This is a genomic window from Syntrophales bacterium, assembly GCA_030018935.1.
Lineage (GTDB): Bacteria > Desulfobacterota > Syntrophia > Syntrophales > CG2-30-49-12 > CG2-30-49-12.
This window is the reverse complement of sequence record JASEGZ010000050.1, coordinates 1-14,480: the sequence shown is the minus strand read 5'-3', so window position 1 is coordinate 14,480 and position 14,480 is coordinate 1. Positions and strand designations below refer to the sequence as shown.

Genomic DNA, 14,480 nt, shown 5'->3' with positions numbered 1-14,480 from the left:
GTTTCTGGGATAAGTGGGAAGTGGAAGAGGCTTTCCGCCGGATGAAAGACAGAAGTGACTTTGTGTCCCGTTTGACTAATAGACAAATTATTCTCACCGATCTTACTCCAGAGAGGAATCATCAGTCTCATAAACTTGATCATCTGCATAGGCTTGAGCGAGTTTACATAGGGGTCAACATGCTGCGGACTCGCTATAGGGATTTACGGTATATAACAGCGGGAGTACTTCTTTGGTTTTACCGCGTGAATCCAAGGGTGAGTATGCGAAAGATTCGGCACTTCGTCGAAAACATCCACGATGTTGAATATGCTACTGTGAGTCAGCGAAACCTGCCGCTCCGGGCCGATATTATAGAAGAAGGAGATTTTGATAAAACATACGAGCTTATGGAGTGGGGCTACGAGTTTAACGAGAACACAATAATCGAGGTTCCTGAGCCCGAAAAAGTTCGCGAGAATCTAATGAGTGTAAAGATTATGGAATTGGCAGATATTGAATGAAGTCGTAGTCGAGCCTCTACACGCAAATGAAAACTGGTGTAAAATAACCGAGATGGACACTTGACCTCTTAAAGAGCTCGGTGGCGAAAGCAAGAAAAGAGAGGTAGTCCATCCGACAGGAGGAAATAACTCATGTTCTCAAAAGTAGTTTGAAGTGAAGGCATAAAAGACGAGAGACTTGATTCCTTGAAAGCAGCGCTAACCAATAAGGATTGAGACGACCCGAAGTGGTCGTTTCAATTCGTTGTTATTTGATCTTCCTGGCAGCCAATTGAAAGGAAGCTATCATGATTGTTCAGAATATCGGTAAAAACATAGAAACGGTGATCTCCGATTTTAAGGTGCCTGGCATTGATGGCGTGTAAACACTCAAAGAAACAGGGAGGATTAATCCCGAGATCACCAGGATAATGCTTCCGGTTATGCCATCATGGAGATCGCTATTGAAGCTCTCAATGCGGGCATAGAAGGGTTTCTAACAAAGCCTTTTGAAAACATTGAGCTGGGGGCACAGGTTCAGTAATATAATATCAAGAAGCGGTTGAAGCAGTTTGTGTCTGAACAGGTTTTTGCTGAATTACAGAAAAAAGGGAATGGCGGGGATATTCGGTTCTTCGAGGAAAAGGGAGTATACAGTTTTCGGTCCCCCTGTAAATATGGCATCAAGACTGGAACGCTTTGTCGGAAAAAATCAGATCCTGATCTGTGATGAAACATACAGGCAAGTTCAGGACATGGTCCAGGTAGAAAAGATGGCCCTTCTTCCCATAAAAGGTATCGAAAGAAGATTTGATGTTTCCAGTGTCATCGGAAAAATATAGCCTGCCTGTGCGTTGCACGCAGACAGGAGAAAACCCCCCCTTAGCTAAAAGTCAATTAAGAAATTCCATGACCAAATTTCGCATGGTGACGGAATTTGAGCCAAAGGGCGACCAGCCGCAGGCGATTGCACGGCTGGTCGAGGGCCTGGAGTTGGGGTACGACCATCAGGTGCTTCTCGGTGTGACAGGTTCGGGCAAGACCTTTACCATCGCCAATGTGATCCAGGCCGTCCAGAGGCCTGCCCTGATCATCGCCCATAACAAGACCTTAGCAGCCCAGCTCTACGAAGAATTCAAGACCCTCTTCCCCGAAAACGCCGTCGAGTACTTTGTCAGCTATTATGACTATTATCAGCCCGAGGCCTATATCCCCAGTACAGACACCTATATTGAGAAAGACTCCGCGATTAACGAAGAGATTAACAAACTGCGCCATTCTGCCACCCATTCTCTCTTAGAGCGGAATGATGTCATTATTGTGGCCAGTGTTTCCTGTATCTATGGACTCGGTTCTCCCGAGGCCTATTATGGCATGTTGCTCACGGTGGAAGAGGGTATGGAACTCCCCCGGGATGAGATGCTACGGAGGCTGGTGGAGATCCAGTATGTGCGCAATGACATTGATTTTCACCGGGGCACCTTCCGTGTCCGGGGTGATGTAGTGGAAATCTTCCCCCCTTACGAGGAAGACAGGGCAATGAGGATAGAATTTTTGGGAGACACCATAGAATCCATCTCTATGGTAGATCCTCTCCGGGGAAAGAAACTGATCCATCCCCATAAGATGTCCATCTACCCCGGCAGTCACTATGTGACGACGAGGGACAACATGAGAATGGCTATTGCCTCCATCAAGGAGGAACTGATGGTCAGACTTGAGGAGTTGCGTGCACAGAACAAGCTGCTCGAGGCCCAGCGGCTGGAACAGCGGACCAGATTCGACATCGAGATGATGGAAGAGATGGGCTACTGCCAGGGTATTGAAAATTATTCCCGTCATCTCACCGGCAGAAAGCCAGGAGAGCCGCCCCCCACCCTGATGGAGTATCTCCCTCTCAATGCCCTGATCATCGGCGATGAGAGTCACGTTACCATACCCCAGTTGGTGGGGATGTACAAAGGTGACAGATCGCGTAAGGAGACCCTTGTCAATTATGGTTTTCGACTCCCCTCTGCACTTGATAACCGTCCCCTGATGTTTAAAGAATACGAAAACTTTCGCCACCCAAGAATCTACATCTCGGCTACTCCCGCCAACTATGAATTAAGGAAAGCCGGTGGACGAGTGGTGGAACAGATTATCAGGCCAACCGGCCTGATGGATCCGGAGATTGTTGTGAAACCTGCACACCACCAAGTTGACGATCTCCTCGGGGAGATCCGTGAAAGGGAGGGGAAGGGCGAACGGGTCCTGGTCACCACTCTCACCAAAAGAATGGCGGAAAACCTCACCTCCTACTACCAGGGTCTCGGGGTCAGGGTGAGGTATCTCCATTCCGACATCCATACCCTGGAGCGGGTGAACATTATTCGTGATCTGAGACTCGGTAAGTTTGATGTCCTGGTGGGGATCAATCTTTTACGTGAGGGGCTCGATATTCCGGAAGTTTCTCTGGTAGCCATTCTTGATGCTGATAAAGAGGGGTTTCTGCGCTCTGAACGCTCACTGATACAGACCAGTGGAAGGGCTGCCAGAAATGTATCAGGCCAGGTCATCATGTATAGCGACAGGGTAACTGATTCGATACGGGCATGTCTTAGCGAGACGAACAGAAGGAGGACGATGCAACAGCGATATAATGAGGAGCGCCATATAACACCGGAGACCATCAAAAAATCTATCTCTCGTATCCTGACCTCGGTTTACGAGGCCGATTACGTAACGGTGCCGATAGTCTCAGAGAAGATGGAGGCATACATTTCAGAGGAAGACATCACTTCCAAGATCACGCAATTAAGAGAGGAAATGAAAAGGGCGGCAAAGAATCTTGAGTTTGAAAGGGCGGCAGCATTGCGCGACCAGATCAAAGAACTCTCCAGCCTGATGCTAACAGTGGGGTGAACAGACTGAGCGGTAGTTGATCTGAGAATTTCTCTTTTAATCTGACGCGCCCAGCAGGATTCGAACCTGCGACATCCGGATTCGTAGTCCGACGCTCTATCCATCTGAGCCATGGGCGCGCTGATGCTTTTTACCGTTTTCTCTCCTCGCCGAAACGGATGTTAGTCTCAATTGGCGGTGTGCGTTGGAAAAAATCCGAACCGATTTCGCAAAAAACTGACACGGGGCGGGTGAAATTCCCCCTGACCCCCCTTCCGCCCGCCAGCAGAAGTGACCCTTTCGAATTGCACGATTTCAAGTTTTCACGTATTATCTTATCAAATTTTTCTTTTGACGGCAAATTCTTTTTATAATACTGCCTGCCCGAAAAATATATTTTGCCCGAAAAACTGGTAGAAAGTGCCTCACCTGCCCTAAAGGCGGGATAGCATGGGCAGGCTCTGGATTTGAGTTGATTTACAGTTCTACACTTCGCCCTTCGTCAACATCTCGATAAAGACCTCTGCGATTCCTGGGTCAAGCTGGGTTCCAGCCACCCTTTTCAACTCCTCAATAACCGTTTTCTTACTCAGACCTTTTCTATAGGCGCGGTCAGAGGTCATCGCATCATAGAGGTCTGCCACGCCAAGTATCCTCGCACCCAATGGGATTTCCTCTCCCTTCAGCCCGCAGGGATAACCCTTTCCGTCATACCTTTCATGATGAGCATAGACAATAGGTCTAATGTCCCAGGGGAAGTTGATATCCTCAAAAATTTTCAGACTGGATTCAGGGTGCTTTTTCACTTCCTTCCACTCCTCGTTGTCTAATTTTCCAGGTTTATTAAGGATGTCTTCATGGATGCCGATTTTTCCAATGTCGTGGAGGATGGCTGCCACCTCAATGCCCTCTATCTCATGAGGGGGCAGATCCAGTCTCTTTGCTATCTTCACCGCATACCTCGCCACCGCATCGGAATGGCCTTTTGTATAAGAGTCTTTTACCTCCAGCGCGGATGCCAGTGCCCGGATAGTGCTGAGGTAACTTTCATGCAGATCTTTATACAAGCCGGCATTTTCAATGGCAGATGCCGCTTCGTGCGCCATGGAGGAAAGGAGCGTTAAATTATCCTCTGTAAAGGGTTCGGAATCTTCTTTCCGATTAAGGTTGACAATGCCAACAATACCTTTCTTGGTCTTTAAAGGGGCGCAGATGGAGTTTACCTTATCATACTTCATCCTGCCCTTAATTTGTGGACTATTCACCTTTCCATGAAAGACCATGGGTTCACCGCTCCGGGCGACCATCCCTGCAATGCCTTCTCCCATCTTAATTCTCGTCTTTCTGATGACCTCTTCATCCAGACCGTGCGCCCTTTTTATGGTTAAAATCCCCTCTTCAGGGTCAAGAAGCATCAGGGAGCCAGCATTTGCTTCCAGGGTTTTGACAGCACTGTTGAAGACAGATGAAAGCACCTCCTCCAGGTCAAGAGAAGAGACTGTTACTTTTACGGTCTCATAGAGGGCAGTCATCGCGGCCAGCCTTTCACTCAACTTCTTGTTCAATTCCCTGATCTCAGCCAGATAGCCCTCTGTCCTGGAATTAAAAAATTCCTTGTATGCCATGCCATAGGCCATGATCCCTTCCATAAGCACGGTGAAGGAGTCATCAATGGCCTTTTTGGGATATGCCTTTTCTGCCTTATTGATTTTCTTCAGAGCATCCAGATGCATTTCAACTACAACCTCAGGACCCATCCCCTTGTTCATCATCTCTTTACCGAACTGGGCGACATGGTAGAGGTCTGTCTCCTGGCCGGTCTTCAGGTACCCAGCAAGGATCTTTTTATAGCTAAGACTTAACTGGTTATCCATCATCATCCTATCATTCATATACACAGACCCTGTCTCTGCCCTCTGCCTTGGCTCGATACAAAGCCTTATCAGCCATTAAGGATGTCCCCCGGGCTTGCCCCTTCATCCATGAAGATCTTGCTCAATTCATAGAGCCGATACAGGCAGTCCTCATCGCCTCTTTTCAGGTGCCGGATTAATGCCGTCGAATATTCCTCGCGTCTTTGATGACCGATCATCTTCTCTCCATTTTATCCTGCCGGGCCACCACAATGGTGAGGTCGTCACTTTCCCTGCCGAACTCAGCAGCGATCCTCTCGGCTATTGTCTGGGGATGCCGCCCAAGGAATTCCGGCGGATAAAGGTTTAAGTCAAACTTTGTGGATATGCCGTCCGAGTGGAGGATAATAATGTCCCCCTGTCTATATGGGAACTCCTCCTCCCTTACCTTGCGAAGGTTATAACCCAGGATGCCGCTTACAGAGATCGGCCTGATCACGGTCCGGCTCTTCACCCTCGCCTCTATGTTTCCGACCCCGGCATATCTTAAAGCAGAGCTTTTTAGATCAATCAGGGCTATCCCTATTGCCGCGCCCCTGGTCTTTTTCATCTCTTCATGGCAGCCCTTAATGATTTCTGTGAGACTTTTTTGATAATTGTTTTTTATGTGCTCTACGGCTGCGTTAGAAGCAGCAGCGGCATCAGACCCGTGGCCCAGGCCGTCTATTACTGCAATCAACGCTTTATTCCCAAACTCCTTGATGAAATAGGCATCGCCACAGAGATTCTGACCTTTTAATGCCCGATTTACTATGCCAAATTCCATAAAGACCTCACAGCCATTTTCTTATCCATATTGTCGTCCCTTTCCCGGGCCTGGATTTTATCTCCATCTCATCCATCATCCTCTTTACACCTGACAGTCCTATGCCTAAGGACCCTTTGGTGGAATATCCGCCCCTTAAGACCCGTTCGATGTCTTCTATCCCCGACCCCTGGTCGGAAAAGACGAACTCCAGCCCCCTTTTCTCGCCCGTCGAGACCGTCCTGAAGGTGACCGTGCCCCTGCCTGCGTGAACAAGGATGTTCCTGGCAAGCTCTGAGACAGAAGTGACGATGAGCGCTGTCTTTATCTCTCCAAATCCCATAAGCTGAGCACATTCCCTCGCTGCCCGCCGGGCCATATCCACATGGTGTTCCTCTTCTATGTATATGACCTTTTTTTTATCAGCCCGATTTATCTCAGCCATCTCCTGATCGTCACAGCGGTCCCCTTCCCGACCTCGCTCTTTATCTCGAATTCGTCCATAAGACGCTTTGTGCCTGGAAGTCCCTGACCCAGACTCTTGTTCGTGCTGTAGCCGTCCTGCATGGCCAGTTCGATGTCCGGGATACCGGGTCCCCTGTCCTCTGCCACAATCTCCATCCCCTTTCTGTTGCTCTGGGACAGGGCCTTAATAACCAACCTGCCTGTTCCGGCAAAAAGATATATATTGCGGCTGAGTTCTGAAACAGCGGTGGTGATGCGGGTCTGGTCTGCCAGGCCAAAACCGAGCCTTTTTGCCATCTCCCTGGCAGCCTGGCGGGCAAGGATAATGTCTTCGCTGCTCTTGATGCTGACCTCTTTAATCTCCTCCATCGCCCGCCTCCCCCCCCATACCCTGCAGCAGGGCTATCCCCTTCTCTAAGTTAAGGGCTGAATGCACCCCCCTCAGTTCCAGCCCCATTTCCTGTAAGGTGATGGCTATCTCCGGTTGAATCCCCACCAGCACGGTCTCCACACCCATGGTCTTTGCCATGGTTGCCGTATCAGAGAGCATCCTTCCCATAAAACTGTCCACTACCCCTACCGCGCTCACATCTATCACCAGACCCTTTGTTCTGGTTTCATAGATCTTCTGCAGGATATCCTCCTGAAGCCTGAGCGCCACCTTGTCGTGGAGTTCTGTCTGCAAGGTCAGGATGAGGGCATCCCCCATTTTTAATATCGGGAACTTATCCATATTATCTATCCCTCCGTCTTTGTTACCTTGAGCTTTAACTTCTTAAAGGCAAGCTCCAGTCCGTCTCTCAGACTCGCACGGGTAGTGACAACCATCAGATCAACGCCAAGGTGAACTATGGTCTGAGAAATCTGCGGGCTGATGCCGGTCAGGACGCATTCTGCGCCCATGAGTTTTGCTGCCTGCATGGCCCGGAGCAGCCTGTTCGCCACTTCGGTATCCACAGCCGGAAGCCCGGTGATGTCCATGATGACCATAGAAGATTTAGTGGCTACAATGCTCTCAAGGAGATTTTCCATTATCTGCTTGGCCCTGGTGCTGTCAATGGTTCCGATAAGCGGAAGAATCAGAATCTCATCCCAGACCTGAATCACCGGGGTCGAAACTTCCAGAAGGGACTTCTGCTGCTCCTTGATAACCTCCTCTCTTGCTTTTACATAGGTCTCAAAGGTAATAAGGCCTAATTTGTCGAGGAGAACAGAAAACTCAAACCCCATCTTGATCAGCGCCTCCGGCTGGTTACCGAGCTCCTCCTGCAAAGTCCTGACAACAGTTTGTCGAAGGGAGAATATGTAGGCCGCTGTCTCTGACGGCGAGAAACCGAGGGAAACCCTGGCTCCAGAGAGGCTGGCCAGAAACTTATTGACCTCATCATACTCAGGAGCGGCTACATCCTCAAAGTTTCCACCTGCCATAGCTCTGACCAGAATCCTCAGGAACTGGGCAGACTCCTCTCTTAGTTGTTTTTCTGTAATCAAACCCTTTTTGAGTGCAGGCGCGTCAGCCTGCGCCTTTGTCCATGCATCCAGTATCTCCCTTTCCTTTTTTGCCAATACCTCTGAAATGCTCAAGCTTTCTTTTTTAGCCATCTTCTTCCTCCTTTCTTGATTAAGAAACATTATCGTTGCCCCACAGAGCTTTCCATAATTGCCGCTCAGGGATCGCTTCGACCGGGGCAATCACCAACACCGAATATTGCCATCACCCCCTTCCTTTCACCAGAATCTGAAAACAAAAAACCCAAAGGGTGCATATAACCGGCCTTTGGGTTTTCGATTAATAATTGATCTCCAGAAGAGACAGGGGTCCCTTGCAGAAATTCTTCTAAGGAGAGAGAGCAACTTTTGTGCCAACAACCTATAGTTGCGTAAATATCTGGGCATAAATGCTACCTTTCTCATGTAAGAAGCCTATCAAACCTCTTTAGTCATGTCAAGGATAAACTCATTACTACGATGTTATTCAGAATTTGAATTGTCACACTTCTCTGAATAAGGGGCAAAATTAATTGGCGGTACCTTTTGGTTAAAATCCGAACTTTTTTTTGACGAAAATCCCGATTTTGACTTTTAGACCCGCCCCAGCCCGCCTTTGGCGGGCAGAGCAGGCGGGCAAAAATTCCTTCCCCCCAACCCCCTTCCTTTTTGCCCGCCTGCTTGGGCTTGGCCCTAAAATTTTTTGAGCGAGCGGACTGCGGTTGATGTAGTACGTGTGCCTTCGGGTTAATGACGTGGCTTTTGCCCAAAAACCCTTAAAAACGCCCCGACCACCCCAGGATCGAACTGTGTGCCTGAGCATTTTTTAATTTCTTTAATCGTCTTTTCCATGCCAAGGGTTTTTCTATAGGGCCTATCAGAAACCATAGCATCAAAGGTATCACCAACCGCAAGGATCCTTGCCATTAACGGTATTTCCTCTCCCTTCAGTCCATCAGGATAACCTGTCCCGTTGTAGCGTTCGTGGTGATGTTTTATCCACGGGATTACATGTTTCAACTGTTTTATCGGTTCCAGAACTTTAGCTCCCTGGCCGGGGTGCTTCTTGACCATCTCATACTCTTCATCTGTAAGTCTCGCTGCTTTATCAAGGAGAATATCGTATGTGCCAATCTTACCTATATCATGAAGAAGCCCAGCAATCTTAAGGTCTTCCAACTCCTTATCCCTCAGACCCAGCTCTCTTCCTATCCCCACAGCGTATTCTGTAACCCTCTCTGAATGTCCTTTTGTCCATGAACTCTTTGCATCTATAGCGGATGAGAGGCTTTTTATTGTCCCTAAAAAGAGCTCCTTAAGGTCTGTGAAAAGTCTTGTATTCTCTAACGCTACAGATATCTGGGAGGCAAGTTTTCCTATGGTTGAAAGGTTTTCAAGGGTAAAGGCGGATGTTCTCTTTGCACCAACAGTTAATACTCCAACAACCTCACCTTTTGCCAGCAAAGGGATACTTATATGTGATAGAAATCCATCCTTGATAAGCGTCTGCTCAAAAGGAAGGGGCTCCTTAATCTCCTTTAGGTTGGCAATATACTCAACTCTCTTCGTTTTCTCAACCTTTGTTGCAGTAGTATCCCCAAACGGCACAAATGCACCTTTTGGAATAGATGTTAATCCAAAACCAGCCGTATAGACAAACCCCTGCCTTTCCTCATCCACAAGAAGAATAGTAGCACTATCACATGATATAACCCTGTTTATCAGCATTACTGTATTTTCAGGTATCTCCTGGGAATCCAGTGCTGAAAGGATCGTCCTGTCTATTTCGTGCATCACTGAGATAAGCTCTATCCCCCGGCTGAGCTCCACCGCCTTCTCCAATGTTTCCGTATAAAGGGATGAGTTCCCGAGGGCTGTCGCAACCTGAGATACTATGCCTTTTAGGATCTCCTTATCTCTGTCAGTAAAGGGTTTCTCTCCCGCTCCTCTGTCTACAGCAATCATCCCAACAGCCTTACCGCTGCTTAATACCGGAACAATCATCAATGACCTCAGACTAAAGGTATCTGCCATATCCCTGGGGAATAAAGGGCTTTCACAGGCATCCTCTATAATCACAATCTTTCCTTTCAGTATCTCCTCTACAAAGGGAATATCCGGAGTCAACTTTACCCGTATTAAAAGGGGCATTAAATCTGCTGATACTTTGTGGTGGCTGACAGGGATGAAGGCTTTGAGTTCTTCACTATAGGAAAAGATAAAAAACTTATCGCCCCCGAGGATAGAAGGGAGTATCTTTATAACCCTCTTAAAGATATCTTCCCTTTCAAATGTTGTGCTCAATAATTCAGCAACCCTGAGAAGTGCCTTGTTTATCTCTGCCTCTTGATTTGCTTTTTCCTCTGCCTGCCTGCGCACTGCGACTTCCAACCTAAGGTCGGCTGTTCGGTCCGCCACCTCCTTCTCCAGAGTCTCGTTCAGACGTCGCAGCATTGCCTCTGAGCGGGCCAGTGCCTGCGTCTTCTTATGCAATTCGATAAATACCGATACCTTTGCCTTCAGTATTTCAGGCGAAACAGGCTTGAACAGGTAATCCACTGCGCCGACGAAATAGCCCCTAACCACACGATCCTGGGTTTTGTCGCTAGCCGTGACGAAGACTATCGGAGCATACCGTGTTTTCTCGCGTTGCCGGATCATTTCTGCTGTCTCATAACCGTCCATCTCCGGCATCTGGACATCCAGAAGGATCACGGCAAATTCCTGCTTGAGAAGGCATCTTAAGGCCTCCCTACCTGAGGAAGCCTTTACAATATTCTGTTTCAGGTCGGACAGGATGGCTTCCATCGCCGTCAGGTTTTCCGGTAAGTCATCCACGATAAGTATGTTTACTTTTTTATTGTTTTCCATTGTGCCACCTGTTAATCCCTTTTTGCTGCAGATGTTCCGTGCCCTGTTTTACCAGAAAAGGACCTATCTTCTCGGGAGACAGTATTCTGTCAATATTAGTTGCGGCAATGGCTGCCTCAGGCATGACCCGGGCCTCTGCGGTTGCCGGATCCTGAACAATGGCCGTCCCGCCCTGATTCTTTATGGCCGCAAGGCCCTTTGCACCGTCCTGGTTGTTGCCTGTTAAAATCACGCCGATAACCCGCTCTCCGTATGAATCAGCCGCAGACTCAAAGAGGACATCTATGGACGGCCTTGAATACCAGACAGGCTCTGCGTTGGACATGGCAAAGTGATCGCCTTCCACAAGCAGATGGTAATCCGCAGGCGCAAGGTAGACATGCCCTAACAGTATGACCTCCTTGTCCTCAGGCTCTTTTACCGTCAGGGCGCAATGTTCCTGAAGAAGTCTGACCAGCACGTCTTCAGTGTCTCCTCCACGATGCTGTACCACAACCACAGGCAGTGAGAACTCTTTCGGCAGGGCGGACAGCAGTTTCTCCAAAACCCGCATCCCACCCCGTGAGGCGCCGATAACTACGAGCCCCTTGATTTCTGGTTTCTGCACCGTGAGTTTGCCCTTCACTTGATCTTCCTATACAGCTTCTCCCTTCCATCCAGCTCCTCATAGTAATCATCATAGGGCGTAAGGTTGAGGGATTCCTTACTGCCCAGACCCAGAACGCCGGAGATGGCAAGACTTTCATACAATAGTTTATGGACTCTGTTCTGCAAGGATCTATTGAAATATATCATTACATTACGGCAGAGTATGAGGTGGAATTCATTAAAAGAGGCGTCGGTAACAAGGTTGTGCGGTGCCCAGACGATATTCTTCTTCAGAGATGACTTGAACCGGGCATTCTCGTACCTTGCGGTATAATAATTAGAAAATGGCATGCTTCCCCCTGCCTTTTTATAGTTTTCCGTATATTCCTTCATCTTTTTCAGCGGATATATCCCTGCCTTTCCCCTCTCTAAAAGTTCGTCATTCAAGTCGGTGGCGTAAACCTTTATTTTACCATACAGTCCCTCCTCCTCAAGCAGAATAGCAAGGGAATAAGCCTGCTCGCCGCTGGAACAGCCTGCATCCCAGATCCGTATGAAGGGCTGGTTTCTCAGCAGGGGTATGACCTTTTTCCTTATGGCAAGGTAAAATCCCGGGTCCCTGAACATGGATGTTACATCAATGGATACGGTAAGCAGAAACCGCTTCATGCAGGCAGGGTCATGGAGCACCCTGTCCTGAAGGGCGGAAACTGTGTTCAGTTTCTCATCAGCCATTGCCTTCAATATCCTCCGTTTCAGGGACGCCGGGGCGTAGTCGCGGAAATCATAGCCGTATTGACGGTATATTCCCTCCAGAAGCAGGCCAATCTCGATTTCCTCGACCTCTTTGTTGGACGACTTCATAGGTTCTCCTTACGACGTCAGGAAGCAGTAGGCAGTAACTGCCTCCTGCCTCCTATTACTTAAAGAGCCACACCCTAATCAGTGAAAGGAGTTGTCCTGTATCTACCGGCTTTGTTATGTAGTCCGAGGCACCGGCCTCGATACACTTTTCCCTGTCTCCCTTCATAGCCTTTGCCGTGAGTGCGATGATGGGGAGATTTTTGAACTCAGAAATCTTCCGTATCCGTTTTGTGGTTTCGTATCCGTCCATCTCAGGCATCATGATGTCCATCAATACCAGATCAATGTCTTTCTTCTCATTGAGAATCTTGATGGAATCCCTGCCGTTTTCAGCGGAGAGGATTTCCATGTTATACCGCTCAAGCAAAGTGGTCAGGGCGAAGATGTTCCTGACATCGTCATCCACAATCAATACCTTCTTACCATGGAGTGCCGAATCTGCCTGATAGAGCTTCTCGATCATCTTTCTCTTGGGTTCAGGCAGTTTTGAGGCTACCCTGTGAAGGAAAAGGGCAGTTTCGTCGAGGAGTCGCTCTGCGGAGCCGGCGCCTTTGACGATTACCGACATTGCCTTCTGCTGAAGCCGGGTCTTCTCTTTCTGGGTGAGTCCCTTCCCTGTAAAAACAACAATCGGTATCTCGGAAAGGGCGGGGTCCCTTTCCATCTCATCCATGACCTCGAAGCCTGAAATGTCCGGGAGCCTCAGGTCGAGCACCATGCAGTCGAATTGATCCTTCTTGAGCGCATCCAGGGCCTTTTTACCCGTGTCAACGGCTGTAATTTTGATGTCGCCATCTCCAAGCAGGCCTACGATGACCTTACGCTCATCGTCATTGTCTTCTACCACAAGCAGGTTCTTTTTCGGCTTTTTGATAAAGCCCTCAATCTTTGAAAATGCCTCATCCAGTCTATTTCTGCTCACCGGCTTTTCGAGATAGGCAAAGGCCCCGCGCTGAAGTCCGCGTAACCGTTCTTCCTCTACAGTAATGATATGCACAGGGATATGTCTAAGTTCGGGGTCGAGTTTCAGACGGTCGAGGACAGTCCATCCGTCCACATCAGGCAGGCGGATATCCAGGGTAATCGCATCGGCTTTGAACTGTCTGGTTAATTCCAGGACATTACCACCCTCGGGTGTCACCACTCCCTTAAAGCCCTTTTCATGGGCTATATCGAGGAGTATTTTTGCGAATTGAGGGTCGTCCTCAACAATCAGTATTACCCTCTCTCCCTTTTGTATTACCTGCCGATCATCGGGGATATGAATGGGCAAGACATCTTTTCTGGCAGAGGATATCCCCTTTACCGCTTTTTTATCTGCTGCTTCAGGGCTTATCTCTTCAAACCATTTGTCCTTCGGCTCCTCGGAAGCTTCACCTTCTTGCAGCGCCCTATAGGAGATATACTCATCGGGCAGAAAGAGAGTAAAGGTGCTTCCCTTGCCGACTTCACTCTCCATAAGGCAGAGTTCTCCTCCGAGGAGGCGTGCGATCTCCCTGCTGATCGAAAGCCCCAGCCCTGTGCCGCCATACTTGCGGGCAGTGCCTGTGTCAGCCTGTTGGAATGCCTCAAAGATGACCATCCGCCTGTCCAGTGGGATGCCGGTCCCGGTATCAGTTACCGAAAAAGCGATCACGCGTCTTGCCTGATTCAGGATTTTATGGTCAAAGCTCCATCCTTTTGTTGCCTGGGCCATTCGCAGTTTAACTTCACCTTTTTCCGTAAACTTGAAGGCGTTCGAAAGCAGATTCTTGAGTACTTGTTTCAGACGGTTCCCATCGGTATATACTGATGCCGGCAGGTTCGGGTCAACTTCGATAGTGAACCTTGAACTCTTGTTGTCCGCCATATGACGGAAGGTCCGATCCACATGGTCTCTCAACTCCGTGAAAAAGACATTTCCCAGCTCGAGTGTCACCTTTCCGGATTCTACCTTTGAGAGATCAAGAATGTCATTGATCAGAGTCAGGAGGTCGTTACCCGAACCGTAAATGGTCTTTGCAAAGTCAACCTGTTTGCCTGTCAGATTGCCCTCGAGATTATCTGCGAGCTGCTGGGCAAGGATCAGGAGGCTGTTAAGCGGAGTCCGGAGCTCATGGGACATGTTGGAGAGAAACTCTGATTTGTTGTCCCCCTCGGGGATTGGGAGAAAAACCCTCGCCTTCAGGCGAAGACTTTAGT

General features: G+C 48.7%; 14 protein-coding genes and 1 tRNA gene. 3 read left to right on the top strand and 12 right to left on the bottom strand.

Annotated features, from left to right (window positions below; translation table 11 throughout):
* The 3 genes from QMD03_08735 to uvrB form a co-directional block, all read left to right on the top strand.
* Nucleotides 1-503: hypothetical protein (locus QMD03_08735; protein ID MDI6777299.1), on the top strand; the 503-nt coding region annotated here is incomplete at its 5' end.
* A 593-nt stretch (nucleotides 504-1,096) separates the two neighbouring features.
* A complete protein-coding gene (locus tag QMD03_08730; GenBank protein MDI6777298.1) occupies nucleotides 1,097-1,324 on the top strand; it encodes an adenylate/guanylate cyclase domain-containing protein in 228 nt (75 codons plus the stop codon).
* Nucleotides 1,325-1,391: 67 nt separating this feature from the next.
* Nucleotides 1,392-3,386, top strand: coding sequence for an excinuclease ABC subunit UvrB (uvrB, locus tag QMD03_08725; protein MDI6777297.1), 1,995 nt, complete (start codon nucleotides 1,392-1,394; stop codon nucleotides 3,384-3,386).
* A 45-nt stretch (nucleotides 3,387-3,431) separates the two neighbouring features.
* Here uvrB and QMD03_08720 read toward each other — a convergent pair.
* From QMD03_08720 to QMD03_08665, 12 genes are all read right to left on the bottom strand, one after another.
* A tRNA-Arg gene (locus QMD03_08720) sits at nucleotides 3,432-3,505 on the bottom strand.
* Nucleotides 3,506-3,850: 345 nt separating this feature from the next.
* Nucleotides 3,851-5,257, bottom strand: a complete 1,407-nt coding sequence (locus QMD03_08715) for an HD domain-containing phosphohydrolase (GenBank protein ID MDI6777296.1) — start codon at nucleotides 5,255-5,257, stop codon at nucleotides 3,851-3,853.
* Between the two features lie 50 nt (nucleotides 5,258-5,307).
* Nucleotides 5,308-5,457: a phosphatase RsbU N-terminal domain-containing protein gene (locus QMD03_08710; GenBank protein ID MDI6777295.1), complete on the bottom strand. Its 150-nt coding sequence runs from the start codon at nucleotides 5,455-5,457 to the stop codon at nucleotides 5,308-5,310.
* Entirely contained in the window at nucleotides 5,454-6,044 is a 591-nt protein-coding gene (locus QMD03_08705) for a SpoIIE family protein phosphatase (protein MDI6777294.1), read from the bottom strand. Before QMD03_08705 ends, QMD03_08710 begins: the two co-directional genes overlap by 4 nt.
* Nucleotides 6,045-6,051: 7 nt before the next feature.
* Nucleotides 6,052-6,468: an anti-sigma regulatory factor gene (locus QMD03_08700; protein ID MDI6777293.1), complete on the bottom strand. Its 417-nt coding sequence runs from the start codon at nucleotides 6,466-6,468 to the stop codon at nucleotides 6,052-6,054.
* Nucleotides 6,456-6,857 (bottom strand): anti-sigma regulatory factor, encoded by a 402-nt coding sequence (locus tag QMD03_08695; protein ID MDI6777292.1) that lies wholly within the window; start codon nucleotides 6,855-6,857, stop codon nucleotides 6,456-6,458. The genes QMD03_08700 and QMD03_08695 overlap by 13 nt, the downstream gene beginning before the upstream one ends.
* Nucleotides 6,844-7,221 carry an STAS domain-containing protein gene (locus QMD03_08690; GenBank protein MDI6777291.1) on the bottom strand — a complete coding sequence of 126 codons (378 nt, stop codon included), beginning with the start codon at nucleotides 7,219-7,221 and terminating at the stop codon, nucleotides 6,844-6,846. Before QMD03_08690 ends, QMD03_08695 begins: the two co-directional genes overlap by 14 nt.
* A 5-nt stretch (nucleotides 7,222-7,226) precedes the next feature.
* Entirely contained in the window at nucleotides 7,227-8,090 is an 864-nt protein-coding gene (locus QMD03_08685) for an STAS domain-containing protein (GenBank protein ID MDI6777290.1), read from the bottom strand.
* Nucleotides 8,091-8,723: 633 nt separating this feature from the next.
* Nucleotides 8,724-10,847, bottom strand: a complete 2,124-nt coding sequence (locus QMD03_08680) for a response regulator (protein ID MDI6777289.1) — start codon at nucleotides 10,845-10,847, stop codon at nucleotides 8,724-8,726.
* Entirely contained in the window at nucleotides 10,834-11,472 is a 639-nt protein-coding gene (locus tag QMD03_08675) for a chemotaxis protein CheB (GenBank protein MDI6777288.1), read from the bottom strand. The genes QMD03_08680 and QMD03_08675 overlap by 14 nt, the downstream gene beginning before the upstream one ends.
* Nucleotides 11,469-12,299 carry a protein-glutamate O-methyltransferase CheR gene (locus QMD03_08670; GenBank protein MDI6777287.1) on the bottom strand — a complete coding sequence of 277 codons (831 nt, stop codon included), beginning with the start codon at nucleotides 12,297-12,299 and terminating at the stop codon, nucleotides 11,469-11,471. Before QMD03_08670 ends, QMD03_08675 begins: the two co-directional genes overlap by 4 nt.
* A gap of 55 nt (nucleotides 12,300-12,354) precedes the next feature.
* The gene (locus QMD03_08665) at nucleotides 12,355-14,442 is read right to left on the bottom strand and encodes a response regulator (GenBank protein ID MDI6777286.1); all 2,088 of its coding nucleotides are present in this window, start codon (nucleotides 14,440-14,442) and stop codon (nucleotides 12,355-12,357) included.
* Nucleotides 14,443-14,480 lie beyond the last annotated feature (38 nt).

What these genes read in the sequence shown, in the direction of transcription:
- QMD03_08730 (MDI6777298.1), top strand. Translation starts at nt 1,097, where the DNA reads ATGGCGGGGATATTCGGTTCTTCGAGGAAAAGGGAGTATACAGTTTTC.
- uvrB (MDI6777297.1), top strand. Translation starts at nt 1,392, where the DNA reads ATGACCAAATTTCGCATGGTGACGGAATTTGAGCCAAAGGGCGACCAG.
- QMD03_08715 (MDI6777296.1), bottom strand. Translation starts at nt 5,257, where the DNA reads ATGAATGATAGGATGATGATGGATAACCAGTTAAGTCTTAGCTATAAA.
- QMD03_08710 (MDI6777295.1), bottom strand. Translation starts at nt 5,457, where the DNA reads ATGATCGGTCATCAAAGACGCGAGGAATATTCGACGGCATTAATCCGG.
- QMD03_08705 (MDI6777294.1), bottom strand. Translation starts at nt 6,044, where the DNA reads ATGGAATTTGGCATAGTAAATCGGGCATTAAAAGGTCAGAATCTCTGT.
- QMD03_08700 (MDI6777293.1), bottom strand. Translation starts at nt 6,468, where the DNA reads ATGGCTGAGATAAATCGGGCTGATAAAAAAAAGGTCATATACATAGAA.
- QMD03_08695 (MDI6777292.1), bottom strand. Translation starts at nt 6,857, where the DNA reads ATGGAGGAGATTAAAGAGGTCAGCATCAAGAGCAGCGAAGACATTATC.
- QMD03_08690 (MDI6777291.1), bottom strand. Translation starts at nt 7,221, where the DNA reads ATGGATAAGTTCCCGATATTAAAAATGGGGGATGCCCTCATCCTGACC.
- QMD03_08685 (MDI6777290.1), bottom strand. Translation starts at nt 8,090, where the DNA reads ATGGCTAAAAAAGAAAGCTTGAGCATTTCAGAGGTATTGGCAAAAAAG.
- QMD03_08680 (MDI6777289.1), bottom strand. Translation starts at nt 10,847, where the DNA reads ATGGAAAACAATAAAAAAGTAAACATACTTATCGTGGATGACTTACCG.
- QMD03_08670 (MDI6777287.1), bottom strand. Translation starts at nt 12,299, where the DNA reads ATGAAGTCGTCCAACAAAGAGGTCGAGGAAATCGAGATTGGCCTGCTT.